This is a genomic window from uncultured Clostridium sp., assembly GCF_947072515.1.
Taxonomy (GTDB): domain Bacteria; phylum Bacillota; class Clostridia; order Clostridiales; family Clostridiaceae; genus Clostridium.
Genome location: NZ_CAMTIG010000047.1, coordinates 1 through 26,352 on the forward strand (window position 1 = coordinate 1; position 26,352 = coordinate 26,352).

Genomic DNA, 26,352 nt, shown 5'->3' on the forward strand with positions numbered 1-26,352 from the left:
CTATTGAAAAGTGGAAAACTTTTATAAAGCAAGCACTTCAATAGATATAATTGAAATACAGGAGTTGCTTGCTAGAAAATATGATGTGAATTATATTTTATCTCTTGAAGTAGAAGAGGGCTTAGAGATTATTAATAAAGCGTTTGAAAAAGATATGGATGAATTTTTATGGCAGAGATGGTTAGTTGACTATCGAGGAATGGATGAAAAAACATTTATTGGATTTACAGAATATAAGGATAAATTAACTGGTAAAAATATTGTTAAAGATAGTAAGATGAGTTATTTAGAAGAAGCTGAAAAAATCAGAAAAAAATCTAAAAAGAGTAAGGAGGTAAATGATGGAAATATTTAAACTCTTTGGCTCTATAATGGTTGATAATGATAAGGCAAATAAAAGCATATCGGATACTGATAAAAAAGCAGAGGGATTAGGAAAAAAATTTTTAAAAGGTGTAGGAACAGTAGGGAAATGGGGAGCAGCTATAGTAGGTGCTGCTGTTGCTGGTGGAGCAGCTCTTTTTGGTATGGCAACTAAAGCAGCAGGAGTAACTGATAATATAGATAAAATGTCTCAAAAACTTGGGATGAGTAGACAGGGATTTCAAGAGTGGGAGTTTATTTGTTCTCAAAGTGGAACGAGTATCGAGAAATTAAGTTCTGGAATGAAGGGACTAGCTACTAAAATGGAAGATGCCAATAAAGGCGGAAAATCTAGTAGTGCTATGTTTAAAAAACTTGGTATCAATATAAAAGATACTTCAGGTAAATTAAAAAGCCAGGAGCAAGTTTTTGAAGAATCAGTAAAGAAATTGCAAGAGATGGAAGATGGAACTGAAAAAGCTGCACTTGCGAGTAAACTATTTGGGAAAGCAGGACAAGAATTAATGCCACTTTTAAATGGAGCTGCTGGAAGTGTGGATGAAATGAAGAAAAAAGCACATGAATTAGGACTAGTTATAAGTGATGAAGCTATTGATGCTGGAGTAAAGTTTACTGATACATTAGATCAATTAAAGCGAAGTTTTGAAGCTGTTGTAACTAATATTGGAGTAGCTGTAATGCCTATGATGCAAGCTTTCTGTGATTGGATAATGCAATTTATGCCCGAAATACAAGCTGTACTAAGTGCATTTTTTAAAGGAGTAGAATTCTTTGTATCTTTAGTAGTTACAGCCGTTACAAGCTTTTTCGGAGAAATGAACCTATCATGGGACTCTTTAATGCAAGGACTTCAATTGGCTTGGGAGGTTATAGGGAAACCTGTTTTAGATGCAATAACACCATTACTTCAATCTCTTTACGATAACTGGGGGATTATTTGGGATGCTATAAAAACTCATTTTGAAACAGTTTGGATGATTATAAAAGGAGCTTGGGATAATATAGGAAAACCTACCTTTGATTTTATTATAATGATAGTAGGTGAAGTCGCTAATTTTTTTGCTGAAAGAATGCCAGCAATAGCAAACTTTTTTTCAGAAATGGTCAACGATATTAGAACGTTATGGAAAAATAATTTAGAACCATGTTTAAAAGCTATCGGTGATTTTATAAACAATGTTTTAGCCCCTGCGTTTAAATTTGTATTTAATAATGTAATAGGTCCGGTTGTTGATTCATGTTTTAAACTTATAAAAAATTTATGGACAAAAACACTTCAACCTGTATTAAAAGGTATATGTAGCTTTTTAGAAGGAGTATTTACTGGGTCATGGAACAAGGTTTGGAATGGATTAGGAAATATAGTTAAAGGGGTTTTTAATGGATTAGTAAGTGTTGTAAAGACACCTATAAATGCAATAATAGGAATGGTCAATAGAATGATTGGTGGATTAAATAGGGTTAAAATACCTGATTGGGTTCCGCTGATTGGTGGAAAAGGTATAAATATACCTAATATTCCTATGTTAGCAAAAGGGACTAGTTACTTTAATGGTGGAATGGCTATTGTTGGAGAAGAAGGTCCAGAACTTGTAAAAATGCCACGTGGTTCACAGGTTATTCCTCATCGTGAGACAGAAGAAAAGCTTAAAGGTGGAGTTACATTAAATATAAATAAATTTATAAATAACAGTGATGAGGATATAGAAGTATTGTGTGATAAAATCGCTTTTTATCTTGAAAGAAGAGGTATATTTTAATGATTGAATTTAAATTAAAAAATAAAAATAGTAGAGAGTTTAATTTTAAAATTTTAAAATCTAATCATTTTAAAGTTCCAAAAAATAGAGTTGAACAAATACAGGTTCCAGGGCGAACAGGTGATTTAATTATTGATGAAAAATGTACTGAAAATTTTGAAGTAAATATTGAATGTTATATAGTAAATAATTCCATATATAAAATAATCGATGATATAGAATTATGGCTAAAATCTAGTGATTATGAAATTATTGAATTTAATGATGGTATTGCATTAAAATGCTATTTTTTAGAGCTGAATATATTAGAAAAAATAAATAGTACATCATTAATTTTTTCTATAAACTTGACATGCTATAAGGAGGGAAAATGATACCTAAAATTTTAGATAGATTCGAAAAAGAAATAGGACTGCTTCCTGACTGTATAGACGGAATTGCAATTGAAGAGAGAAATGGGATGTGTGAAGTAGAAATCATATATCCTATTTTTTCTACAAACTGGAATCAAATTTTAAGGGGAAATGTAATTGTTGCAGATGTGAACGATACTCTTAAACTACAAAAATTTAGAATTTACAAAGTTTCAAAGCCACTTGGAGGGCAAATTAAAGTATATGCAAGACATATATTCTTTGATTTAGCTAGAGATTTTATAGAAAGTGTAGATCTTACTAATGCTAGTTGTGAGTATGCTTTGAATACACTATTTAGAAGTAGTCAATTTTCGCAAGTATTTACAGCATATAGTGATATTATAGTTGATAATGATTATAAAATATCCAATACTAACTTAATTAAATGCATAGGTGGAACACAAGGTTCTATTTTAGATAGTTATGGCACAGGTGCAGAAATATTAAGAGATAATAGAAAAGTGTATCTTCTAAATAAAAGAGGTCATGATAACGGGGTGAGTATTGAATACGCTAAGAATATGACAGGGCTTAATATTGAATTTGATGATTCTAGTCTTATAACTAGAATTAAAGCTATTGCAAAGTATAACAATGAAGAAAATGAAGAGATTATTGTAAATAGTTCTCCTAGATATATAGATTCTCCTCTAATTGGAAATTATGAAACACCTTTTATAGAAGAAATTGATTTTTCGGATAAATTTGAAGATGGACAGATACCAACTGCAGAAAAATTAAAAGCAATGGCTGAAAATTATTTTCTTGAAAATAAATGTGATCAAGTTAAGACTAATATTAAAGTTGAATTTATTCCTTTAAGCAAATGTGTAGGGTATGCTGATATACAAGATAAAATTTCTTTATGTGATACAGTAGCAATTAAAGATTATAGATATAATTTGGATACACAGGCAAAAGTAATAAAAACATATTATAATTTTTTGACAGATAGATATGAAAAAATGGAATTGGGAGATCCAAAGACAAATTTAGGGGATATAGTTGGCGGAGGAACAGGAAATGAAGGGAAGCCTGGAAAACCTGGACCACCTGGACCACCTGGAATGGATGGGAATCTGGGGGATTTTCCTGATAGTTTACCTGCTATTCCTGTTATAACTAATAAAGTTTTTGGATTTGCTAGTATCGAATTGAGTTGGATTTATGAAAATAAAACTTACTATACCTATGAATTATATGCAAGTAAAACACAAGGATTTATACCAAATATTTTCGATATCATACATCAAGGGCAGAGCAGTAGTTTTTTATTTCAGGTTAAACCAAATGAAGTATGGTATTTCCGTTGTTGTGCTGTAAATAGTTATGGTAAAAGAACAGAATTTTCAGCAGAGGTTAAGGTAGCAACTAGAAAAGTAGATGATATGAGTAACTATTTTGAAGATGTTGCTATAGGAAGAGCAGTTATAGGTGCACTTACTGCTGATTATATGGAAGCAGGAATATTAAAAGGTCATTGGATAGATGCTAGAAACTTAAGTGTTACAGATGGAAATGGAAAAAGAACTTTAGATATAGATACCTTCGGAAATGTTACATTACTCCCAACTAATTTTAAAATTTTAGTTAATGGAAAAGAAGAAGTTGTTACTACAGAATCGGTATTAAACCACACGCTTTTACAGTTAGAGAAAGACCTTACTTACTATGTTGATGAGACTAAAAAAGTAATAGACAAAGAAATTGAAGATGTACATCTTGGGGTTAACAACTTAGAAGATACTATGAATGGAGCCTTTAAGGATGGAATTATAGATGAAGCAGAAGCTAAAGCTATTAAAGAAAGATTACTGCAAATAGAAAAAGAGAAATTCGACTTGGATGGAGAATTTAGAACTATTTACCACAATGTAGATTTAGATCCAGTAGGTAAAAGAACTTTGCAGTCAGTTTATGATAGTTGGGTAATTGCTTATACTGATTTAAGAACAACAATAAATACTGCAATAGCTGACGGTAAAGCGACAGATGCAGAGGTTATTAGTATTAATGAAAAAACTTACACATATAGAACCAGTCTAGGTAAATTATCCGAAGGACTTAGTCAAGCAATTAATACTATTGCAGCAAATAAGGCTGTTAATGCAGTCACTGAAGCTAAGAAATATGTCAATGAAACTAAGAAGGTACTAGATAAGGAAATTGGAGATATTAGCACGGGCATAGGTAATTTAGAATCAGAAATGAACGGAGCATTCAGAGATGGAATAATAGATGAAGCTGAAGCTAAAGCGATAAATGAAAGATTGGTAAGAATTGAGTCAGAGAAGCTAGATTTAGATAATGAATATACTACTATATATAATAATATTGATTTAAAGAATCCAGCAAAATCAAATTTAAAAGTTGCTTATGATGATTTAATAGCTAAATATTCATCTTTAAGAACTACAATAATATCTGCTATAGCTGATGGGATAGCAACAAATGCCGAAGTCAGGGACATTAACAATAAAACAGAACTTTATAAAACTGCACTAGGAGTAGTAACTACAAGAGTAAATGAAGCAATTAATAATATAGCAATTAATAAAGCTGCAAATGCCCTAATAGATGCCAAAGAGTACGTTAATAATGAAATCAGAGTGGTAAATAATACAATATCTGATATTGATCAAAAAGCTGATAACATTAATCTTTCAGTTAAGTCTAATAAAAAACTTATAGATGGATTAGATAAAGAAAAAATAACATTGGATCAAGCAAAAGCAGAAATAGATTTAAAATCAGATAATATTTTACTGCAGGTTCAAAGCAGTGGTGGTGGAAATATCCTTGTAGATAGTGGCTTTGATTTAGGAAATAATAAATGGAGCAACTTTGAATATTCTTGGGAAAATAGAAATTTTACCATATCTACTTGGACAGACTCTAATGAATGGATTCTTCAAGGTACAAAGGCAATGTGTATTAATGTTAGAGGGTATGAAGCGGCAGGAGAATTAGGGTTTGAACAGCGAATAGGAGTTAAGAAGAATCAAGAGTACACTCTATCAGTTTTAATGGCAAGGCATCGAGCCGATGGAGGGTTTCATATTTATGATGTCGATTCTTGGGAGTGGATAGCTTGGGATACAATTCTGGAATCTGAACCTTACAATGCAGGGAAAGATATAAAAGGCTGGAAAAGGATGACCGTAACATTCAATTCAGGCAATCGTAGCACGATAGGCATTAGATTTAAGATGACTAAATCAAGCAATGATGGGCATATATGGATTACACAGCCAATGATTAACGAGGGGAGATTGAGAGCACCTTGGAGTGCTAAATCTTTAGAAGCTAATGAGTTAGTTTCTTATATTAACTTAGATTCTTCTAGTGTTAAGATAAAAGCTAATAAGATAGAATTAAATGGAGCTGTTACAGCTGGAGATACATCTGGTAATCATATTCGAATAGAAGAAGCAAATTATACAGTTATGAATAATGGGCAACAGAGAGCACTATTTGGATTTAAAAATATGGGGAATAATTATGATAAATATGTAGTCCCAAAACTTGCTATGGGAGCTTTTGGATATGAAGCCAAACACAATTATTTTGTTGTAATACCTTATCGAGGAGGAGATAACCCACAAGGAATTAGTAACGCTTATGTAGACATTGGTTACCATTGTATCTCTCACGATGATTGGTCAAACTTGAAAATGTATGATGGTGGAGATATTAGAATAGCTCCAATTAAGAATTTTGAAATAACAACTAATTATGATAAAGGTTCTTATGCAGGGACAGGCGAGAGAAGACTAGCTTTATTTGCAACAATAAATCATGCATATTTCAACTCTCATTTGCAAATAGGTGCAATTAGAAACATGACAAATGGAAAAGGACTTGTTTTAGCTGATGATACTGTTGGTGGGGCTGAGACTAGAATAAGAGTGAATACAGATAGTAGTCGGAATAAATATATTAGACCATGCGATAACGTCGGGGATATAAGTTGCGGATCTAGCGGATTTCCCTGGAAAAGTGTTGCGACTAAAACATACTATGCTACAGATAATCTTATATATAATGAATCCAAAAATCTTAAAAATGAAAAGATAGATATAATTGATAAAATTAAATTCATTTCACCATTAGATTCTAAATCAGCAGTATTAATGGATATAAGTGAACTTATAGGAACTATATATGTTCCAGTCGAAGAAAATGTACCAGCAATTGATGTAACTGAATTTCTAAAACTAGCATTAATTGAAATACAAAATTTAAAAGAAAAATTTAAAAAAGCGGGGCTATAAAAATGGATGAGTTAAGAGATGAAATTAGAAGAAGACAAATAGAAATAGAAACTAAGCAAAGTGAAGTAAATATACTTATAAAGGCATATAACAATATACTTGAAAAAGTAGAAGAAGTTAATAGAAAAGAAAAAAAGGGGGATGATGATGTCAGTAAATAAAATAAGTGCGACAATAAATGCTGATAGTGTAAATAATGCACCAATAGGTGTTGTTAAAGTAGAAGATACAATTCTCTTAGAATTAAGTGTCTTAAAGTCTAATAAATTAATAGATTTTACAGGACAAACAATTTATATAAGTGCTTTAAAAAGTGATAACAGTCTTGAGCAACAAGAAAGTTTTATAACTATAGATAAGACTAATGTGAATATACAGTTGAATAATAGATTTAATTTAATTGCTGGTATAGTTAAAATGGAACTTACTGCTAAAGATATAGATGGAATTACTACAACAGCCGATTTTTATTTAAGAGTAAATAGTAGACTTTTAAATAATGTACTTGAGGGTGGAAACTATATAGAAACGTTAGATAAGGTTAAATTAAAATTTATAGAGAGTTCTAATTTGTTAATGGCAGAATTCAGAAGGGATAGTATTGCAAAATTAGATACATTTATAGAAGAGAGTAATGATCTTAAGCGAGAGTTTTTAATAGTAGCAGAGCAACTAAGAGGAGAGTTTAATGAACAAAGTGCTAGTGCTATTCAATCTTTTAATAACTTAGCTCAAGAAATTTTTATTGAATTTGATACATTGGCAGTAGAAAATATTAAAAATTTCAACGTTAAAGGCAATACGGCTATAGAAGAAGTAAGAGCAAGGGGACAAGTAATAGAGGATTACTTTAGAGCTAATATATCTAATTATAAAGGGGACAAGGGCGACAGAGGAGAGCAAGGTATACAGGGAATACAAGGAAAGCAAGGCATACAAGGTATTCAAGGCGTTCCAGGAAGAGATGGAGTTAATGGGACTAATGGTAAAGATGGAGCAAAAGGAGAACCAGGAAAAGATGCAGTGGTTAGAAATGACTTTTCAGGTGGAGTTGATGTAGCACTAAGTGCAGAAAAAGGAAAAGACCTTGATGCTAGAGTGTCACAGGTTGAGGATTTTTCAATGTTTTATCAAGAAAAAGCAGATGATAATGGCTGTATAACTTGGACTAACAGCTATATAGGCGATATTAGAAATTTAGTTATACAAGGAAAAACGGTCGGAGGATACAATTCAGAGACGTTACAATCAGAGTCAATCGTATCCACTGGACAAGGAATTGGAGAAGATAATAAGCTTTTAATTAAATCGGTTGGAAAGAATTTATTTAACTATGAAGAATTGCCATTTCAAGAAAATATAAATGGAAATAGTAGTAAAAGCATCAAAAAGATATCTAATGGAATTAGAGTAGAAAATATATGGGCATTGTCTGTGCCATTGACATTTAATTTAAATTTAACTCCTGGTAAGAGATATCATTCTATATATACGTATAAAGAAATACAACCAGCTTCTGGTAATATATCTGACTTAAACGGAGGTAAAATATATCTTAGAAAAGGAACACAAGGAAATTATATATATTTACCAATAACAGGTGTTAAAGGAGCAGACCATTCTTTTGTTTGCCCTGATGATATAGAAAAGTATGATCATATATTATTTTACTCTATTTCAGGGGGAACTGGTGATGTATATAGTGGAATAGTTGAAATTACGAACATTCAAATAGAAGAAGGTAAGAGTAAAACAAAATATGTAGATTATGTAGAAGATAAAAAAGAAATTTTATTACCTTTTGAAGCTGGACTAAAAGGATTAACACCAACCGTTTATGATGAATTAAACTTAGCGACAGGGGTTTCTTCTGAAAAGGTAATGAAATATATATTTACTGGTGAAGAAAATTGGAGTATTTGGGATGGTGGTAGTAAGCCAATAACAAGTGAAATAATAGGATTTAGTAGGAGATTGGAAAATGTTCCTGCTACAAGAGATTTTGAAGTAATATCTAATAAATTTAAGACAGCTACGAAAGGCAATTTCGGCTATGTAGAAGAAAATGAACATCCTTTTTACAGCATAAAAAAAGAAGCTATTGGTGGATACTATGCAAATACAACTACAAACCAAAGACTGGCGTTAGGTATTAGAAAAGATAGGCTGGAGACACAAGACGTAAATGGATTAAAAAAGTTATTAAAACAATGGCATACCGAAGGAAATCCTCTGGTCGTTTATTATGAACTTGAAGAACCGGTAGTACATAATATAGACAAAATGTGTACTATGAAAAGTTATAAAGATACAACTCACTTAATGTTAGAAAATAAAATTAAAGGAAATGTAAGAGCTAGTGTAAAAGTAGATTTGCCAGCAATTGCAAATGAACTTGAAGAAGAAAATACGATGCTTAAGGTTGATACAAGCTTTCTTGCAGGAACTTTATTGAGTATGTTAGAAGCTACAGCATTACCCAATGGGGAAGAGGACGGGAAACGTGAACTATTAAATATATTACTTAAAATAAAAGAACGATAGTTAATTAGTGAAACTTAGAAATTTCTAAGTTTTTTTTATAAATTTAAAAAGAATAATGAGAGGTGTGAAATGGAAAACAAATCAAAAATATTAACAACTGGAATACTTGGAGGACTATCAGCTAAGTTAGGAATATTAGTTCCGATATTAATGTTACTAATATTCGCAATGATAATTGATTATACAACTGGAATGTTAGCTGCAAAGTATGAAGGGGTAATTCAAAGTAGAAGAGGAATGTGGGGAATAGTGAAAAAATTATTATATGGAGTAGCTGTAGCAGTAGCATTAATGGTAGATTGGACCATTGTAAATGTAGCCGGAGCATTAGGAATAGTAATTCCGATAACAGTATTCTTTAGTGTAATAGTTGCGATATGGTTTGTTATAAATGAATGTATTTCTATTTTAGAAAATCTTATAAAAATGGAAGTTGAATTGCCTGATTTTCTACAAAAGATTGCTATAAATTTTAAAGTAGCAGTTGAGAAAAAGGGTAATAAAATGGCAGAAAATATAAAATTAAAAGATGACTAAAGAGCTTGTTTAAACAGGCTCTTTTTCAATATAAAAAATAAAAAAATGAAAGTGAGGAATTAAATTTATGAAAGCACAAGATTTATTATTAATAATTGACATGGGACATGGTGGAAGTGATCCAGGAGCATCAGGGAATGGAGTTATTGAAAAAATAGCTAATTTTAATACTGGAATGGCATTAAAAAAATATTTTGAAGGTAAAGGAATTACAGTTATATTGACTAGAGTTGGAGATGCAACAAAATCTTTATCTCAAAGAACTACTTTTGCTAACGCTGAAGCTAAGAAGTGCGGAAAGAAAAAGGCTATCTATATATCTGTACATCATAACGCTGGTGGCGGAGATAGAGGTGAATATATTTATAGCATCTATGGTGGAGCAGGGAAAGAAATAGCTGAAGCTATAGGAACTGAAATGAATAAACAGCTAGGGCAACAAAAGAAATGCTATACTAAAAAAGGAACTGATAATAAAGATTACTACTATGTAATTAAAAATACATCAATGCCAGCAGTTATAGTTGAAGTTGCATTTTTAGATAATAAAACTGATGTACAAATATGTGATACAGTTGCAGAGCAAGAAAGAAACGGAAGAGTTATCGGAGATGGAATCTTAAAATGGGCTGGAATAGCTGCTGAATCTAAACCACCTACTAATAGTGGAAATATAAGTAGTTCAATCAAAGTAGGTGATAGAGTAAATATAACGGGAACAAAATATGCAACTGGACAAAGTGTAAGTAATTGGGCTAAAACACAAGTCCATACAATATCTAAAATAAATGGAGATAAAGCTCTATTAAAAGAAATAAACTCATGGTGCTATCTAAAAGATTTAAAGATTAATAATTCTAAAAAGACATTGAAAGTAGGAGACTATGTTAAGATGAATGGTGTTAAATGGGCAACAGGGCAAAACGTAAGTTCATGGGTAAAAGATAATAAATATAAAATAAAAGAAATAAATGGGGATAAAGCATTGCTAGATAGTGTAATAAGTTGGGCCTATATCAAAGATTTAATATATTAGAAACTTCCAAACGTTTGGAAGTTTTATAATTAAGAAGAGGAGTAGAATGAAAAAATATCATTCTACTCCTCTTTTTTTAATGTTTTTAATATATTGAAAATAGAGTCTAACTCATCATTATCTATAGAATCAAAATCATTTTTCAACTTATTGCTTATCATTTCTAATGTCTCATCTTTAAAAGTTTGAGGTTTATTATTATTACCGATGAAAAAAGTTGCAATTGTTCCAGTTAGCATACTTAGAAATCCGATACCGATAATCATTAATATAGTTGCTATAATTCTTCCAATAGGAGTAGTAGGTGAAATATCACCATAACCTACAGTAGTTGTTGTAACAAAACTCCACCAAATAGCATCAGAAAAAGGAACATTTTCAACTATTGAAATAGAAATAGCACCAAGTAAAACGGTGGATATTGTTAGATATAAAACATAGTTGAAATTATTTAGTTTCATAAATTTGTTTATTCTTTTAGAATAATTAGCAATAAAAGCTGATAATTTTAAAAATTTAGTAAATTTAAGTAGTTTGGTTACTTTGAAAATTCTTAATCCTTTGAAAAATTCATTTAAAGGTAAAATAGATATTAAATCTATTTTATTTGATTTAATAAAACTTATTTTATTCTCACTATAAAATAATCTTATAAAATAATCGAAAACTAAAATAACCCAAATAATAAAATTTATTAGATTGAAAATTGTGAGGAATTGTGAGTTTATTTCCAAGATAAGATCTAGAAATAAAGTTATAACAATAAATAGTGATAGAAGTGTAATTGTATATTGATAATATTTAGAATTTATTAATTTGACCATAAAACCCTCCTTTAAAGATAATTATACCTTAAAATACATTTTTTTCTATACAAAGTGAGATTTTAAAATAGAAAAATAATATTAAAATGGTTTTAAAATGGTAAAAAAAGGTATATAATAATATAAAGGAGGTGAGGACAATACAGAATAAACTTAAAGAAATACGCATGAAAGAATATATGTTAAATCAAAAAGATTTTGCAGAATTTTTAGGGATAAAGATTAGAACATATAATATGTGGGAAAGAGGAGAGAGTTGTCCAAATCTTCAACTAGCCTTTGAAATATGTGAAAAATTAAAAAAAGATATTAAAGATGTATGGTATTTACAGTGATGCTCTAAGAGTGTCACTATTTTTTTATTGCAACAAAGAAAAATATTTTCTGAAAGTGAATAAATAAATTCTAAAAAAGAAAATAATTTGGTATTATTCAGAAAAAAGTACATATAGATATAACATAAAGCAGTTAAAACAAGCCTGACAGTAAGTTAAATGCATTAAAGCAATATTTTTAAGAAGAGGTTTTGTTACTGCAACAGAAATAGAAAAAGGAATAATCAAAGTGAAATATTTAAAGAATATTAAAAGCAAGTGGGATGAATTTATAGTTAAGCAGATGATGAAAAGTATATTGATAAGATCCTTTAAAGAAAAACAATTAGAAAATGCAGAAGGTAAAACTATTGAGATAGAAAAAATAACTTTCAATAAATATTGTGCAATAGTAAAAGTGGACCTCAATTTTGTTTGTAGTATCCAGGAACTAGAAGAAAAACTAGAGTATATAAAAGATATTTTTAAAGCTAATTCTATAAAATTAGAAAAAGAAAATAATGATATTTTAATATATATTCAGTTGGAGCAGCTGCAATTTAAAAATTACGAGTATGTAAAGTTAAGTCCATATGAATGTTTATTAGGATTTAACATTGATGGAAATATTATTGTAGATATGAAAAAAACAGCACATTTATTTATATCAGGATTATCTTTAAGCGGAAAAACTGAAATGGCTAAAACCATAATAAATAATTTAAGAGGAGCAGATACAGTATTAATTAATATATTTAAAGCTGACTTTCAAAAATACAATGGAAGAGTAGTAAATGGAGAAGAGGCAATAGAAAAATATTTAAGGCAAGTATTAGAAAATAAAACTATTAGGAAGAGACCTCTATATCTAATTATAGATGAAACACCAGTATTAAGTAGAAATAAAAAAATAGAAAAACTTATAGCAGAAATACTTATGCAAGGAAGGCATTACAATATATTTTTAATAGTTATCGCTCAATCAGGAGAAAAAGAAACTGTAAAATTTAAAAATTTATTTAATGCCAGGGCTTGTTTTAGGCAAGTGGAAGAAAGTCAATACAGAGTTGTTTTAGGAAGTTCAGTTGCGGATACTAAACTAAAGCCTAGAGAATTCTATTTATATTCAGATGCAATTTATAAAGGAATCACATTTACAAACTAGATTTATTTTTATAGTGGCAATAAAGATAAATAGGACAAGGACTGACAAGCGGAATCGAAACTTGTTTCATGAAGCGAGGAAGGACGAGGTCTATTTATCTAAAAGGGACAAGTATGAAATAAAGAAAGTGTTGAAAAAGAGAGAAATATAAAAATTCTACTTTAAAAACATTACTAAAATACCCCTTGTGGGTTCAATCTAAAAAGTAAAAGAAAAATGAGGTGAAAACAATAGATAAAAACCACGTCGTAGACATAGCGTAGCGTAGCTGGTATAAAAAACAACCGTTAAAACGCTAACTTGTTAGTAGCGTGATAATTCATACAACAACAGTACAGCAATTAGTAAAGGGTGGTTAGTATCTATAATCTAAAGATTATTCAATGTGGAGATAGAGTAGAAATATATAAATTCACTAATTATATAGTAAGAGAGCAAGGCAAAGAAGAAGATTTTTATAGATTTATAGAAAACGATAAAAGAGAAAAAAATGTTAGAAGTGAAAAAAATAAAGATGAAGAAAAAGAATTGAATAAAGTAGATAACTTAAATAGATCCAGGAATAAAATTGTTAGATTAATAAAATGCAATAAGGATATGAAAACATTTATAACATTAACATTTGCTAAAGAAATGGACTATAAAGAAAGTAAAAAATGCTTAAATAATATGTTTAATAAATTGAGAAGAAAATATAAGAATCTAAAATATATTTGGGTTCTTGAATATGGAGAAAAAGGAACTAAGAGATTACATTATCATCTACTTTGTAATATTCCAATAGCAATAAAGTTAAGTGGAAGCAATTCAAGGAAAACTAAAGCTCACAAATCATTAGAAAATGAATTTAAAAACAAATATTGGAATGATATAGGCTTTGTTGATATAAGAGAACTAGAGCAAGAAGATAATACGAACATAGCATTATATGTTAGTAGCTATATAGTAAAAGGATTAGCAAAAAGAGAACTAGAAGGATATAGAGTATTTGGATATTCTAATAAAACACTTTTAAAGCCAATAACAAAAACACTTATGGATAAAAGAAAAATAACAGAAATATTGGAAGAATATAAAAATTATAAATCAAGCTACAGTAATTCTTATGAAATTGGATATAAGAAGAATGGAGAATATAAAGGTGGAAGAGTCATCTATATGGATATGGAAAGGAGTAATCAGGGAATATGATTAAATGTAAATACTGCAATACTGAAATGAAATTAATTGAAAGTTTGGAAGGTGGAAATTATAAATATTATAATTGTTTAAATAGTGAGTGTAATGGAGCTGTAACTATTGAAGAAGGGGGAATTGATAGTTGGTTTAAAGTTGAGTTATGCAGCAAGTGTAATTCTATTATGCAAGTAAATGAAGTTTATGGAGCAGTACCGACTGAAAAAGATGGAGAAGTTTATATAGTTGATTATGAGTGTAATAAGTGTGGATGTAAAGAATTAAGGGGGAAAACTGAAAATGAATGAATGTTGCAAATGTAATTCTAAAAATACAAGTTGGTTAAGTCATATGGATGATTTTGAAGAAGGCTCATTATGTTGGTTTGTATGCTTAGAGTGTGGTCATATGTTTATGGATATAGAAGAAGTTGAGGAGGGAAATAATAATGAAAATTAAAACAGAGGTATTAGTAACAAAAGTAGAGCTTAAGCAAAAGAAAGATGGTGGAGCATATTTATTAGTAGATATGTTAGATATGAAATCAGGGGATCTATTTAATATTCTCCATAAAAATGTTGAGGATATGGGGAAATTTCCAGCAATGCAAAAAGTAGATGTAACATTAAATTTAACTAGTAGTAAATATGGATTATCATTAGCTATAGAAAAGGTTGGAGATGGAAAAGGTGAGATTTAAAATATAATTTTAAAAGGTAAGAGGTAATTTAACTCTTGCCTTTTATTACGTAAATAGATAAAAATGGAAACATAGTTATTTAAAGAATAAAATATTTTTAAAAATATTTTATATACATTTATGCACTTTAGGGAATGAATAAAAATTGAAAAATTATTAAAATTAAATTACGTAAAAAAATAACAGAAAAAGAAAAAATAAGATTACAATTATTAAACTTTAAAATTAGTATTACTAAATTAATTTCCCCAATTTTGCCCCACTTCTGCAAGGGATTATTAAAAATAATTGAGTAGAAATGAGGACAAGTTACCATTAAAAGTAAGTAATACAGTCATTTTTAAATACGGACAAGCATTATTGAGTTCCAACATTTACCACTACAGAACTCCGCTTATGGCTTATCTCGTTTTAAAAATTATATTAGAAAAAGAAAAACTATAGGATTTATCCTATAGTTTATTTTTTTCTAATATAATTTTTAATATTTTTAATATTTTTAATATTTGAATTAAGTCTTTATTTCAAGTGTTTAATTTTAGTTAAGGGCTTAGTCTTACAAATGAATATGAATTTATAGATAGAGAGTTTTATAAAGGAATAAGTCTAGAGAGTGTTTAAAATTAGAAACAAAGTAATTATAAAAAAGACTCATAAGGATATTGAATTATAAAATTAGAGAAATTTAAAATTATTGAATAATAGTAAAAATAAAAAAAGATAGCTTAATGCTATCTTTTTTACTTCTTTTTTCTTCTTTTTACCATTGGCCAGGGCCAGCCACTACATAAACTGTCATTTGTCTTCTACCGAAAGCGTTACATTCAGCATTAGAGTTCATATATAGATCGATTCTATGACCTTTAATAGCACCGCCGGTATCGGCAGCTATAGCAAACCCATAGCCTGGAATATAGAGTTTACTTCCTAAAGGTATTACACTAGGGTCTACAGCCACAGTACTAATACCATTTGGATTTCTAACAACAGCAGTACCCATAGCAGTTAATCCACCACCTGAATAGGCTGTAGCTTCCATAGAAAGCTGTTGCTTGTATTGGCCATTCCAAGAAGAGCCATTACCACCACTATTAGAATTGTTGTTACTAGAACTATTATTATTGCTACTATTATTACTATTGTTATTAGAACTGCTATTAGAGTTATTATTATTCTTCTCAGCAGCAGCCTTTTCAGCAGCGGCTTTTTCAGCAGCAGCTTTAGCAGCATTTTCAGCAGCAATTTTTGAGTTGATTGCATTATTACCATTTGAAATTGCACTATTCATTTTATCTATGATAGGTTGCATAGTGATTTGAGGTAATAAATCTTTTAACGTTTGAACTGCATCTTGTAGTTGCGATACTGATGAATTTGAATTATTTATTACACCAATAGGGAAACTAACAAGTTGATTTTCATTTGCAGCAATTACAGATGCTACACTTTGTAATTGAGTACTTAATTTTGTTTTTTCAGATTGAACAGTCTGTTCTTTTTGAACAACTTCAGTAAGACTTTTTTGAGTCTCAGTATTCAAATTAAGAATTTCTTGTTTCTGTGCATTTAACGTATCAACTTCTTGTTGAATTTTTGATTTATTAGATTTTAAGTTATTAATCAATTGATCATCGATAGATACAATTCTTTGAACATCATATACTCTACTGATTAGCTGTGAAAATCCATTAGCTTGTAGAATATAAACTAAATAAGATGCTGGTGAGTAAGCTCCACTTTTATAAATAGCACTTAATCGATCACCTAAAACCTCTTGTCCTTTTTCAATTTGTTTTTGTGTATCTGCGATTTGTATATTTGCATTAGAAATATTATTTTCAATACTTTGTACTTTAACCTTATTATTATTGATTGTAGAATTTAAAGAATTGATTTCATTAGTTAATGTATTAATATTTGAATCTAAATCTTTAATCTCACTACTGATTTGGTTATATTGTACTTTATCTTGATTTAATGATGTATTGTTTACTGTATCGGCAAAAGAAGTAACGCTTAAGCTGCAAGTAACTGCAACTACTGTGAAAAAAGAGATAAATGCTTTTTTCATGTTTCAACAACCTCCTAACATAAACCGTTGATATTTATGTATTATAACACAAGGTTTGTGAGTTTTGTAACCCTAATGTCATAAAACACTTAACCTTATGTTAACATTATACACTAAAAAGACATAAAAGAGAAATTGTAAAAAATTCTGAAAGTTAAAAAAATTCTGAAAAAACAGCAAAAAAAATTTTTTCCAATAGCTATAAGTAGGATAAAACTTAGTTTGAAAAGAAAAGGAATAAAAAGGAAGGAAATTAAAAAAGACAAAAAGGTTACAATTACATAAAGAAAGAAAAAAAGGTAATAAGTTGAAAAATAAAAGATAAAATGTTAAAAACTTAATTAAATTTTAACAAAAAATATTATATAATAGGAGTATAATATAGCTATTTATGCTTGAAATTTAAGGATATTAAAGTTATATTTTCCGAAAAATAGGGGGGATAATATGAGTTTTTTTGAAGGATATATTAAAGAATCGATTAAAAATGGGAAGTGTCTTTTCATTTCATCATTGAAAATAGGAGGTTTATTAAGCTTTATAACTTCAATTATAAAAATAATACTAGGACAAAGTATTGATATTGTAGTTGTAGGATTTTTAATTATGACAATAATCTTTTCAATGATGGGGGCTTTAATTATAAGGCAAATGAATAAGTTAGTTGATAAAAAAATATAAATAGTAAAAATAAAAAAGCCTAGAATTTCTAGGCTTTTTTTTGAAATGTGGAAGTACACCACTCATTTGTTGAGAACTCTTCTAATGTAGTATACCCATTAGATAAAATCATATTTTTGATTTTTTCATAGCTCCAAGTAACAAGACCAGAGACTAGTAAAGTTCCAGAAGGTTTTAAATGGCTATTTATAAAGTCCATAAAAAATTCTGTTTCTTCACCGCCTATATTTATGTAGATATAGTCAAAATCAGTATTATGGATTAAATCTTCATTTAAAGCATCTCCTACTTTAACAGAAATGTTAGAGAGATTATTTAAATTAGCATTTAAAACAACTTCTTCAGTAACATCGCGTATATCTAGTGCAACCACTTCTTTAGCATTCTTTAATGCAGTAGCAATAGATAAAATACCTGAACCAGTTCCAATATCTAAAACTGTTTTATTAGAGAAATCTTTTTTTAGAATATAATTTAAAATATCATGAGTAGTTTCATGAAGACCAGTTCCAAAAGCTCCTTGAGGTTTAAAGAACATTTTTTTATTTTCTTCAAATTCATCTGAATATAATGGATCTATAAGCATCCAATTATCATCAAGAGAAATAGGAGGAATAGAGAAATCTTCATAAGTATAATTAATTTCTTCTATATTAGTCATTTTTTTTTCTAAAACTGTAGATACTAGATTTATAAAGTCATCTAAATTACTTTTATCATCATTGTAAGCAACTTTTAAAATTACAGGTGCATTATCCTTTTCTAAATATCCATAACCAAATTCATCAGTAGTTATTTCTAAGGGATTTTCATAAAAGACATCAAAGATATCATTAAATTGTAAAAGTTCGATTTTTTCATCTACTTCATTAGATAAAAAATCATAAGATAAAATAAACATATATATTCCTTCTTTCTTTATTAAGTAATGTATAAAGCATATATTATTATAAAAAACTTTTAAAGTAAAGGGAAGCATTGTATAATTTTAGTATAAACTAAAGAAAAATAGGAGAAGGAGAGAAGTATGGATAGATTTAAAATAAAAGTTATAATTGCTATATTTTTTATTTTAGGAAGTATAGCTAAATTTATACCACAAGCACCATTTATATTAAATTACTTTGGCATATTAGTAATGCCAGTAGCTGTTTTTTTAGTTGTTGATGGGTATTATCACACAAAGTCAGTTAAGAACTATGTAAAAAGATTAATGATATGTGGTGAAGCCATGTTAATTGGAAATTTTTTAATATCATTAATTTTTATGCCATCTATAATAGGAAGGGTTCCATATAATGAAATAAGCGAAAAAGGATATTTATGCTTAATAGCTATGATTATAATAGGAATAGTATTTTTAGTATTAAATATAATGGATAAATGTTTAAGCGATAAGGGTGTAATATTTTTCATTTTTATAATGGCAATTGGAACATTAATTTCTTTAAATGTAATAAATGAAAAAATTATTATTCCAAATGATAATTTATTTATATCTTTAGCAGGAATATTAGTTCTAATAAAGACTTTAGATGAAGGAAGAGAAAATAAAAGTAATAAAATGGCAGTAAAGGTGCTTATTATATTAGCAGTATGTATGTGTACTGAAACTTTAATAATAGGACCAATATTTGCAATAATTTTATTTATGTTTAAAGGAAATAAAAGAATGATTACTACAGGATTATTTGTTTTAAGCGGAATTTTAATTCCTGGGTTCAGTATAAAAGAATTATTAATGTATCCTAAGTGGATGATGTTCTTTGGAATAATTTTTATATTGTTATATAATGGAGAAGAAGGAATTAAAATAAAAAAGCCATTTTATTATATTTATCCATTAGCAGTTTGGATTCCATTTGCTATTGGAAGTATCGTAAGATAGTGAGGAGTGAAAGATATGAAGAAAATAGTTGTATTAGATGCAAAGGCAATTGGAGAGTTTGATGTAAAACTTTTAGAAAAGTTTGGAGAGGTAAAAGTTTATCAAACAACAGATAAAAGCGAAACTAAAGAGAGAATAGCAGATGCGCACATTATATTAACTAATAAAGTTTATATTGGTAAAGAAGAAATGGATACTTGTAAAAACTTAGAAATAATATGTGAAACAGCAACAGGATTTAATAATATAGATGTTAAATATGCAAAAGAAAAAAGTATAGCTGTTACTAATGTAGCAGGATATTCTACACCAACAGTAGTACAACATACTTTTGCAACTCTTTTTGCATTAAATAACCAAATAGAATTTTACGATAACTATGTAAAGTCAGGAGAATATTCAAAATCAGGATTTTTTACTAACTTAGATAGACCTTTTATGGATGTAGCAGGTAAGAAATGGGGAATAATTGGTTTAGGTGCAATTGGAAGAAGCGTTGCAAAAGTTTGTGAAGCATTTGGAATAGAAGTAGTATACTATTCTACATCAGGAAGAAATAATAGTAATGACTATAAAAGAGTTGATTTAGATGTACTTTTAAAGGAATGTGACATAATATCAATTCATGCACCATTAAATGAAAAAACAGAAGGTTTAATGAATTATGAAAACCTAAAGAAAATGAAGAAAAGTGGTATTATTATAAATATGGGAAGAGGCCCTATTATTGTAGAAGCAGATTTAGCAAGAGCATTAAATGAAGATATAATAAAAGGTGCGGCATTAGATGTATTTGCAGTTGAGCCTATGCCTATAGATAGTCCATTATTAAAAATAGAAAATAAAGAAAAAATAATAATGACACCACATATTGCTTGGGCAAGTATTGAAGCTAGAGAAAGACTATTTAACTTAATAATAGAAAATATTGAAGCTTTTTATAAAGGAGAAATAAAAAATAGAGTAGAGTTATAAAAGATTCACATATAAATGAAAAAATGGTATATATATAAATATATCATTTTTTTCTTATGATAGAGAAATAATAAAAAGGGGAAATTGTATTTGGAACCGGGAGATTACGTTATTAAATTAGCAGATAAAGAAGACATTGAAGGACTCAGTCATATGATATGTAGAACTAGTGAAAACTTGGGCTATGTATGGAGTAATGAAACAGAAGAAGAAAAAATAAAAACTTTAAGAAGGTTAATGCTTTTAGAAGGAAATAGATTTTCTCATAAAAATTTTAAAATTATAAAAAATAAAAAAGAGATTATAGGTTTTTTTCTAGGGTTTGAAGGAAGGAAATTAAAGTTTAAAACAATTAAATCAAATATAATGCTTTTTAGACTACAAAAAGGACTAAAAAATAAATTGAAATATGCCATATTTATTATGAAATATATTTTTTATATGGAGTGTTTGTTTAATGAATATTACTTATCAAATATTTTTATTAAAGAAGAATATAGAGGTTTAGGGTATAGCTGTGTACTTTTAGAAGAGGTTTTAAATGAAGCTATTTTGAATAAGTATAATAAGGTTGTTGTAAGAATAAATAATAAAAAATTAGCAAATTACTATAAAAAGTTTGGATATAAATTTGCTAAAAGTGATGGGTTTAAAATGGTACTTAAGATATAAAACTTTAAATATACATTTAAGAAATTCTTAAATGTATATTTTTTTTATTTCTAAAATATGGAAAAAAGCATATAATAGAATGAGAAGGTGTTATTGAGGGGGAAGAGGAATGAAGGGAATAAAGGAAGAAAAAATAAAAAAATTTAAATTAGAAAATAAGAAAATAAGCAATAAGAGGGTAGATAACAATAAGAAGGCTAAAGATGAAGAAAAGGGTAGAAAAAATACATATATAGCAATAGGAACTATTGGTGCTATATGTATAGGAATATACCTTGGAGGAAGCTTGTATTTTAAAGATAGATTTAGTTTAAGATCAGAAATAAATAATGTAGATATTAGTAAAACCACTGTTAGTGAAGCAAAAGAAAAAATAGAGAATGAAATGAGAAATTATGAAATTACAATAGAGGGAAGAGACAAAGAAGGAATTATAAAAGGTACAGATATAGGACTAAGTTTTGAAGGAGAAGAGGAATTAAATAGAATATTAGAAGAACAAAATCATTTTGCATGGATTGGTCAGTTATTTAATCCGACTAAAGAAATTTTAAACAACTTCATTAAATATGATAAAGAGAAGTTAATGAAGAATATTGATGGTTTGGAAATTTTGGGAAATGAAGTTGAACCTAAAAATGCAAGTTTTAAATATGAAAATGAAGAATTTGTTATTATAGATGAGGTTTTAGGAAATAAATTAGATAAAAAGAAGATAGTAAAAGAAATTGAAAATGGAATAAAAAATGGTGAAAGGGCTATAAATTTAGAAGAAAAAAATTGTTATATAAAGCCTAAATATTTAAAAGATGATGAAAAGACTATTAAAATGAAAGAAAAATTAAATGCAATATTAAATATTAATATAGAATATAGTTTAAATAAAAATGAAGTAAAACTTTCAAAAGAATCGCTTGGAAAAATACTTTCTACAAATAAAAAAATGGAATTAGCAATAAATGAAAAAGAAATAAATAAATTTGTTGATGAAATAGGAAGAAAATTTAATACAATAGGAACATCACGAAACTTTAAAGCATCTAATGGAAGTAATATAACTGTAGGAAATGGAAATTATGGTTATGCAATAGATAGAACTGCTATCATAAAGGAAATAAAAAAAGCGATACAAGAAGGGACAAGTATAAGCAAAGAACCTGTTTTTTCACAAAAAGGTAATGTGGGAGTAGGAAATGACCTTGGAAACACTTATGTGGAAATTAGCTTAGGTGGACAGCATATTTGGTTTTATAAGAATGGACAACTAGTAATTGATAGTGACATTGTAACAGGAAATATTAATAGAGGATGGCATACACCACCAGGAGTATATAAGTTAACTTATAAACAAAGAAAAGCTGTTTTAGTTGGAGAGGATTATAGAACACCAGTAGATTTTTGGATGCCTTTTAATGGAGGAATAGGATTGCATGATGCAACTTGGAGAGCTCAATTTGGAGGGGAAATCTATAAGTCTAGTGGATCACATGGATGTGTAAATTTACCATATAATGTGGCAGAAACTATTTATAATAGTATAAATGGAGAGATGCCTATAATTTTATATTAGTATTATCACTAATATAAGAAAAAATTTGAAAAGAAGTAGTAAAAAGTGGTTAGTTGTTATTTAAATTGAGTTAAAAGTGGATGGTACCGCATTCTTCTCTCTATATGAGAGAAGAAGCGGTTTTTTTATTAATTAGTAAAATATGATTTTAAGGAGGATTAAAAATGAAACAAATTTATATTTTTGATACTACACTACGAGATGGAGAACAAACACCAGGTGTAAGTTTAAATTCTAAGGAAAAACTTGAAATTGCAAAGGCTTTAGAAAGTTTAGGGGTGGATGTTATTGAAGCAGGTTTTCCAGTTACATCAAAAGGAGATTTTGAAGGGGTCAAATTAATTGCTGAAAATATAAAAAACTCTACAATAAATGCATTGGCAAGAGCAAATAAAAAAGATATTGATACTGCATATGAAGCAATAAAAGATGCGAAGAAGAAAAGAATTCATTTATTTATAGCAACGTCAGATATTCATATGAAATATAAATTAAAAATGTCTAGAGAAGAGGTATTAGAAAAAATAAAGCAGATGGTGGGATATGCAAAAAGTTTAGTCCATGAAATAGAATTTTCACCAGAAGATGCATCAAGGACAGATAAAAAATTTTTATATGAAGTTTTAGAATGTGCTATAAATGCAGGGGCAAGTATTTTAAATATTCCAGATACAGTTGGATACTCAACTCCAAAAGAATTTGGAGATTTAATAAAGGGAATAAAAGAAAATGTAAAGAACATAGATAATGTAGTTATAAGTGTTCATTGTCATAATGATTTAGGACTAGCTGTTGCAAATTCATTGGCAGCAATAGAAAATGGAACACAGCAAGTAGAGTGTGCAGTTAATGGATTAGGAGAAAGGGCAGGAAATGCAGCTTTAGAAGAAATTATAATGGCATTAAAAACAAGAAAAGATATATATAAAGTAAATTTAAACTTAGACACAGAAAAAATATGTAGATTATCTAAATTAGTATCTCACTTTACAGGAATAAAAGTTCAACCTAATAAAGCTATAGTAGGAAAAAATGCATTTGCTCATGAATCAGGTATACATCAACATGGAGTATTAGAAAATCCAGAAACCTATGAAATAATGACACCAGAGTCAGTAGGTTTTAAAACTAACAATATGATTTTAGGAAAACACTCAGGCAGACATGCATTTGAAGATAAAGTAAGAGAATTAGGTTACGAAGTGAAAAAAGATATAATAAATGATGCATTTATTAAGTTTAAAGATTTAGCTGATAAGAAAAAAGAAGTATCAGATAGAGATATTGAAGCCATATTAAATCATGGATGTGTAAGAAAAGAGGAAAAATATAAATTAATATCATTTACTGTAACAACGGGAAATAAATTAACATCTACAGCTACTATTAATTTAGAATTGCCAGGAAATATAAAAAGAGAAGAAGCAGCTTGTGGGGATGGACCTATAAATGCACTTTATAATGCAATTGAAAGAGTAGTTGATAAAAAAAGAGAAGTTAAGGAATATACAATAAATGCAATAACAGAAGGAGCAGATGCATTAGGAGAAGTAGTACTAAAGTTAATAGGTGAAGATACAAAGACCATAGGAAGAGGTGTAAGTACGGACATTATAGAAGCAAGTGTCCTAGCATATATAGATGGATTAAATAAAGAATAAAAAAAGTTGCAAAATAGCTATAAAATTATTATAATATTAACAAACCAAATATTGTTCGGACGAAGGTAGTGGGAGAGAGAACTAAAGTTCCACCGAAGATGTTAAGCTTTCAGGTAAAAGGACCGCTACTGGACGAGCCTCTGGAGAGACTCTATAAAAGAGCACCGAAGGAGAAAGGTATAAAGATTACTTTATACTGAAACTCTCAGGTAAAAGGACAGGGGGTATATAGCTATTTTGCTATATAATCTCCTCCCAAAATTTAAATTTTAGGAGGAATTTTTTATGAAAAATTTTTTAACAGCAGTAAACAATTTTGTTTGGGGACCGCCACTTTTAATTATGTTGGTGGGAACAGGGGTATATTTAACGATTAAGTTAAATTTTTTACAAATAACGAAGCTAAAGTTAGCTTTAAAGTTAGTATTCAAAAAAGATGATGAAGGAAATGAAGAGGGAGATGTATCAAGCTTTGGGGCTCTTTGTACTGCATTATCTGCAACTATAGGAACAGGGAATATTGTAGGAGTTGCAACAGCTATAAAAGCAGGGGGGCCAGGAGCATTATTTTGGATGTGGGTCGCAGCATTCTTTGGAATGACCACTAAATATGCAGAAGGTGTACTTGCAATAAAATATAGGGAGTTTAATAGTAAGGGAGAAGTGAATGGTGGGCCAATGTATTATATACAAAATGGTTTAAAAAATAAATGGCTTGCAAAAATATTTGCTTTTTTTGGTGTTCTTGTTGCCTTATTTGGAATAGGAACATTTGCACAAGTAAACTCTATATCAGAAGGAATGAAAAATAGTTTTAATATTCCAATTGGAATAACTGCAATAATAGTAACAATATTAGTTGCATTAGTAACTTTAGGTGGAATAAAAAGAATATCAAAAGTGTCAGAGATGGTAGTACCAGCTATGGCAGTGTTATATATAGCAGCTGTTTTAGTTATTATTATCTTTAATATAGGACAAGTTCCTGGAGTTATAGGAATAATAGTAAAAAGTGCATTTAATCCGGAAGCAGTTTTAGGAGGAACATTAGGAATTACTTTTATAATGGCAATGCAAAAAGGAGTAAGTAGAGGTGTTTTTTCAAATGAAGCAGGACTTGGTAGTGCACCTATAGCAGCTGCAGCAGCAAAAACAAAGGAACCGGTTAAACAAGGATTAATTTCAATGACAGGAACATTTTTTGATACAATTATAATTTGTTCGATGACTGGAATTGCAATTGTTTTAACAGGAGTATATAGTGGAAGCTTAGATGGAGCAAGTCTTACTACTGCTGCATTTGAAATTGGATTTCCAATACCTGTAGTAGGAAAGTATATCGTAAATATAGGATTAATATTTTTTGCTTTTACAACTATAATAGGGTGGAATTATTATGGAGAGAAATGTATAGGGTATTTATGGGGAGAAAAAGCCGTAAAACCTTTTAAGATAATTTATATAGTATTAGTTGGAATAGGATCATTTATATCATTAGATGTAATTTTTATATCAGCAGATATAGTAAATGGATTAATGGCTATTCCAAACTTAATAGCATTAATCGGGTTAAGAAAAGTAATCATAAAAGAAACTAATGATTATTTTCTAAAATTACAATAAGAAAAAGAAGGAAAATTATTTTCCTTCTTTCAGAGTGTCGACAAAGTCGACACTCTTTCTTTTTTACTATAAAATAGATTT

Annotated in this window: 24 protein-coding genes and 1 riboswitch; of the genes, 21 read left to right on the forward strand and 3 right to left on the reverse strand. The window is 28.8% G+C overall.

The window, feature by feature from the left end; all coding sequences use genetic code 11:
* The first annotated feature begins 85 nt into the window (after window positions 1-85).
* From Q0W06_RS14700 to Q0W06_RS14735, 8 genes are all read left to right on the forward strand, one after another.
* Window positions 86-355, forward strand: coding sequence for a hypothetical protein (locus tag Q0W06_RS14700; RefSeq protein ID WP_297637241.1), 270 nt, complete (start codon window positions 86-88; stop codon window positions 353-355).
* Entirely contained in the window at window positions 342-2,144 is a 1,803-nt protein-coding gene (locus Q0W06_RS14705; RefSeq protein WP_297637244.1) for a phage tail tape measure protein, read from the forward strand. Before Q0W06_RS14700 ends, Q0W06_RS14705 begins: the two co-directional genes overlap by 14 nt.
* Window positions 2,144-2,518: a hypothetical protein gene (locus tag Q0W06_RS14710; RefSeq protein WP_297637247.1), complete on the forward strand. Its 375-nt coding sequence runs from the start codon at window positions 2,144-2,146 to the stop codon at window positions 2,516-2,518. The genes Q0W06_RS14705 and Q0W06_RS14710 overlap by 1 nt, the downstream gene beginning before the upstream one ends.
* On the forward strand, window positions 2,515-6,834 hold the full coding sequence (locus Q0W06_RS14715; protein WP_297637249.1) for a phage tail spike protein: 4,320 nt from the start codon (window positions 2,515-2,517) through the stop codon (window positions 6,832-6,834). Before Q0W06_RS14710 ends, Q0W06_RS14715 begins: the two co-directional genes overlap by 4 nt.
* Before the next feature lie 2 nt (window positions 6,835-6,836).
* Complete coding sequence (locus Q0W06_RS14720) at window positions 6,837-6,995, forward strand: hypothetical protein (RefSeq protein ID WP_297637252.1); 159 nt, start codon at window positions 6,837-6,839, stop codon at window positions 6,993-6,995.
* The gene (locus tag Q0W06_RS14725) at window positions 6,982-9,378 is read left to right on the forward strand and encodes a hypothetical protein (RefSeq protein WP_297637255.1); all 2,397 of its coding nucleotides are present in this window, start codon (window positions 6,982-6,984) and stop codon (window positions 9,376-9,378) included. The genes Q0W06_RS14720 and Q0W06_RS14725 overlap by 14 nt, the downstream gene beginning before the upstream one ends.
* Window positions 9,379-9,447: 69 nt before the next feature.
* Window positions 9,448-9,915: a phage holin family protein gene (locus Q0W06_RS14730; protein WP_297637258.1), complete on the forward strand. Its 468-nt coding sequence runs from the start codon at window positions 9,448-9,450 to the stop codon at window positions 9,913-9,915.
* 67 nt (window positions 9,916-9,982) lie between these two features.
* Window positions 9,983-10,951, forward strand: coding sequence for an N-acetylmuramoyl-L-alanine amidase (locus Q0W06_RS14735; RefSeq protein ID WP_297637261.1), 969 nt, complete (start codon window positions 9,983-9,985; stop codon window positions 10,949-10,951).
* A gap of 62 nt (window positions 10,952-11,013) precedes the next feature.
* Here the strand turns inward: Q0W06_RS14735 and Q0W06_RS14740 are convergent, their stop codons facing one another.
* A complete protein-coding gene (locus Q0W06_RS14740; RefSeq protein WP_297637265.1) occupies window positions 11,014-11,775 on the reverse strand; it encodes a potassium channel family protein in 762 nt (253 codons plus the stop codon).
* A gap of 131 nt (window positions 11,776-11,906) precedes the next feature.
* Between Q0W06_RS14740 and Q0W06_RS14745 the strand changes: the two genes are divergently transcribed.
* The 6 genes from Q0W06_RS14745 to Q0W06_RS14770 all read left to right on the forward strand — a co-directional run bounded on the left by Q0W06_RS14745 (window position 11,907) and on the right by Q0W06_RS14770 (window position 15,130).
* Complete coding sequence (locus Q0W06_RS14745) at window positions 11,907-12,110, forward strand: helix-turn-helix domain-containing protein (protein ID WP_297637268.1); 204 nt, start codon at window positions 11,907-11,909, stop codon at window positions 12,108-12,110.
* Between the two features lie 229 nt (window positions 12,111-12,339).
* Window positions 12,340-13,254: a hypothetical protein gene (locus tag Q0W06_RS14750; protein WP_297637271.1), complete on the forward strand. Its 915-nt coding sequence runs from the start codon at window positions 12,340-12,342 to the stop codon at window positions 13,252-13,254.
* A 351-nt stretch (window positions 13,255-13,605) separates the two neighbouring features.
* Entirely contained in the window at window positions 13,606-14,445 is an 840-nt protein-coding gene (locus tag Q0W06_RS14755; RefSeq protein ID WP_297637273.1) for a hypothetical protein, read from the forward strand.
* A complete protein-coding gene (locus Q0W06_RS14760; protein ID WP_297637275.1) occupies window positions 14,442-14,738 on the forward strand; it encodes a hypothetical protein in 297 nt (98 codons plus the stop codon). Before Q0W06_RS14755 ends, Q0W06_RS14760 begins: the two co-directional genes overlap by 4 nt.
* On the forward strand, window positions 14,731-14,889 hold the full coding sequence (locus Q0W06_RS14765) for a hypothetical protein (RefSeq protein WP_297637279.1): 159 nt from the start codon (window positions 14,731-14,733) through the stop codon (window positions 14,887-14,889). The genes Q0W06_RS14760 and Q0W06_RS14765 overlap by 8 nt, the downstream gene beginning before the upstream one ends.
* On the forward strand, window positions 14,879-15,130 hold the full coding sequence (locus tag Q0W06_RS14770) for a hypothetical protein (protein WP_297637281.1): 252 nt from the start codon (window positions 14,879-14,881) through the stop codon (window positions 15,128-15,130). The genes Q0W06_RS14765 and Q0W06_RS14770 overlap by 11 nt, the downstream gene beginning before the upstream one ends.
* A 760-nt stretch (window positions 15,131-15,890) precedes the next feature.
* Here the strand turns inward: Q0W06_RS14770 and Q0W06_RS14775 are convergent.
* Window positions 15,891-17,201: a 3D domain-containing protein gene (locus Q0W06_RS14775; RefSeq protein WP_297637284.1), complete on the reverse strand. Its 1,311-nt coding sequence runs from the start codon at window positions 17,199-17,201 to the stop codon at window positions 15,891-15,893.
* Between the two features lie 447 nt (window positions 17,202-17,648).
* On the opposite strand from Q0W06_RS14775, the gene Q0W06_RS14780 reads away from it, so the two are divergent.
* On the forward strand, window positions 17,649-17,882 hold the full coding sequence (locus Q0W06_RS14780) for a hypothetical protein (protein WP_297637287.1): 234 nt from the start codon (window positions 17,649-17,651) through the stop codon (window positions 17,880-17,882).
* 28 nt (window positions 17,883-17,910) lie between these two features.
* On the opposite strand, the gene Q0W06_RS14785 is transcribed toward Q0W06_RS14780, so the two are convergent.
* Window positions 17,911-18,783 (reverse strand): 50S ribosomal protein L11 methyltransferase, encoded by an 873-nt coding sequence (locus tag Q0W06_RS14785; RefSeq protein WP_297637290.1) that lies wholly within the window; start codon window positions 18,781-18,783, stop codon window positions 17,911-17,913.
* A gap of 126 nt (window positions 18,784-18,909) precedes the next feature.
* On the opposite strand from Q0W06_RS14785, the gene Q0W06_RS14790 reads away from it, so the two are divergent.
* The 6 genes from Q0W06_RS14790 to Q0W06_RS14815 all read left to right on the forward strand — a co-directional run bounded on the left by Q0W06_RS14790 (window position 18,910) and on the right by Q0W06_RS14815 (window position 26,271).
* Window positions 18,910-19,770 (forward strand): TraX family protein, encoded by an 861-nt coding sequence (locus Q0W06_RS14790; RefSeq protein ID WP_297637293.1) that lies wholly within the window; start codon window positions 18,910-18,912, stop codon window positions 19,768-19,770.
* 15 nt (window positions 19,771-19,785) lie between these two features.
* Window positions 19,786-20,745, forward strand: coding sequence for a D-2-hydroxyacid dehydrogenase (locus Q0W06_RS14795; protein ID WP_297637296.1), 960 nt, complete (start codon window positions 19,786-19,788; stop codon window positions 20,743-20,745).
* A 90-nt stretch (window positions 20,746-20,835) separates the two neighbouring features.
* Window positions 20,836-21,417 (forward strand): GNAT family N-acetyltransferase, encoded by a 582-nt coding sequence (locus Q0W06_RS14800; RefSeq protein WP_297637298.1) that lies wholly within the window; start codon window positions 20,836-20,838, stop codon window positions 21,415-21,417.
* A 109-nt stretch (window positions 21,418-21,526) separates the two neighbouring features.
* The gene (locus tag Q0W06_RS14805; protein ID WP_297637300.1) at window positions 21,527-22,987 is read left to right on the forward strand and encodes a L,D-transpeptidase family protein; all 1,461 of its coding nucleotides are present in this window, start codon (window positions 21,527-21,529) and stop codon (window positions 22,985-22,987) included.
* A 164-nt stretch (window positions 22,988-23,151) separates the two neighbouring features.
* Window positions 23,152-24,648, forward strand: a complete 1,497-nt coding sequence (locus Q0W06_RS14810; RefSeq protein ID WP_297637303.1) for a 2-isopropylmalate synthase — start codon at window positions 23,152-23,154, stop codon at window positions 24,646-24,648.
* A gap of 130 nt (window positions 24,649-24,778) precedes the next feature.
* Window positions 24,779-24,879: riboswitch (glycine riboswitch) on the forward strand.
* Window positions 24,880-24,933: 54 nt separating this feature from the next.
* Window positions 24,934-26,271, forward strand: a complete 1,338-nt coding sequence (locus Q0W06_RS14815; protein ID WP_297637305.1) for a sodium:alanine symporter family protein — start codon at window positions 24,934-24,936, stop codon at window positions 26,269-26,271.
* Window positions 26,272-26,352: the final 81 nt, after the last annotated feature.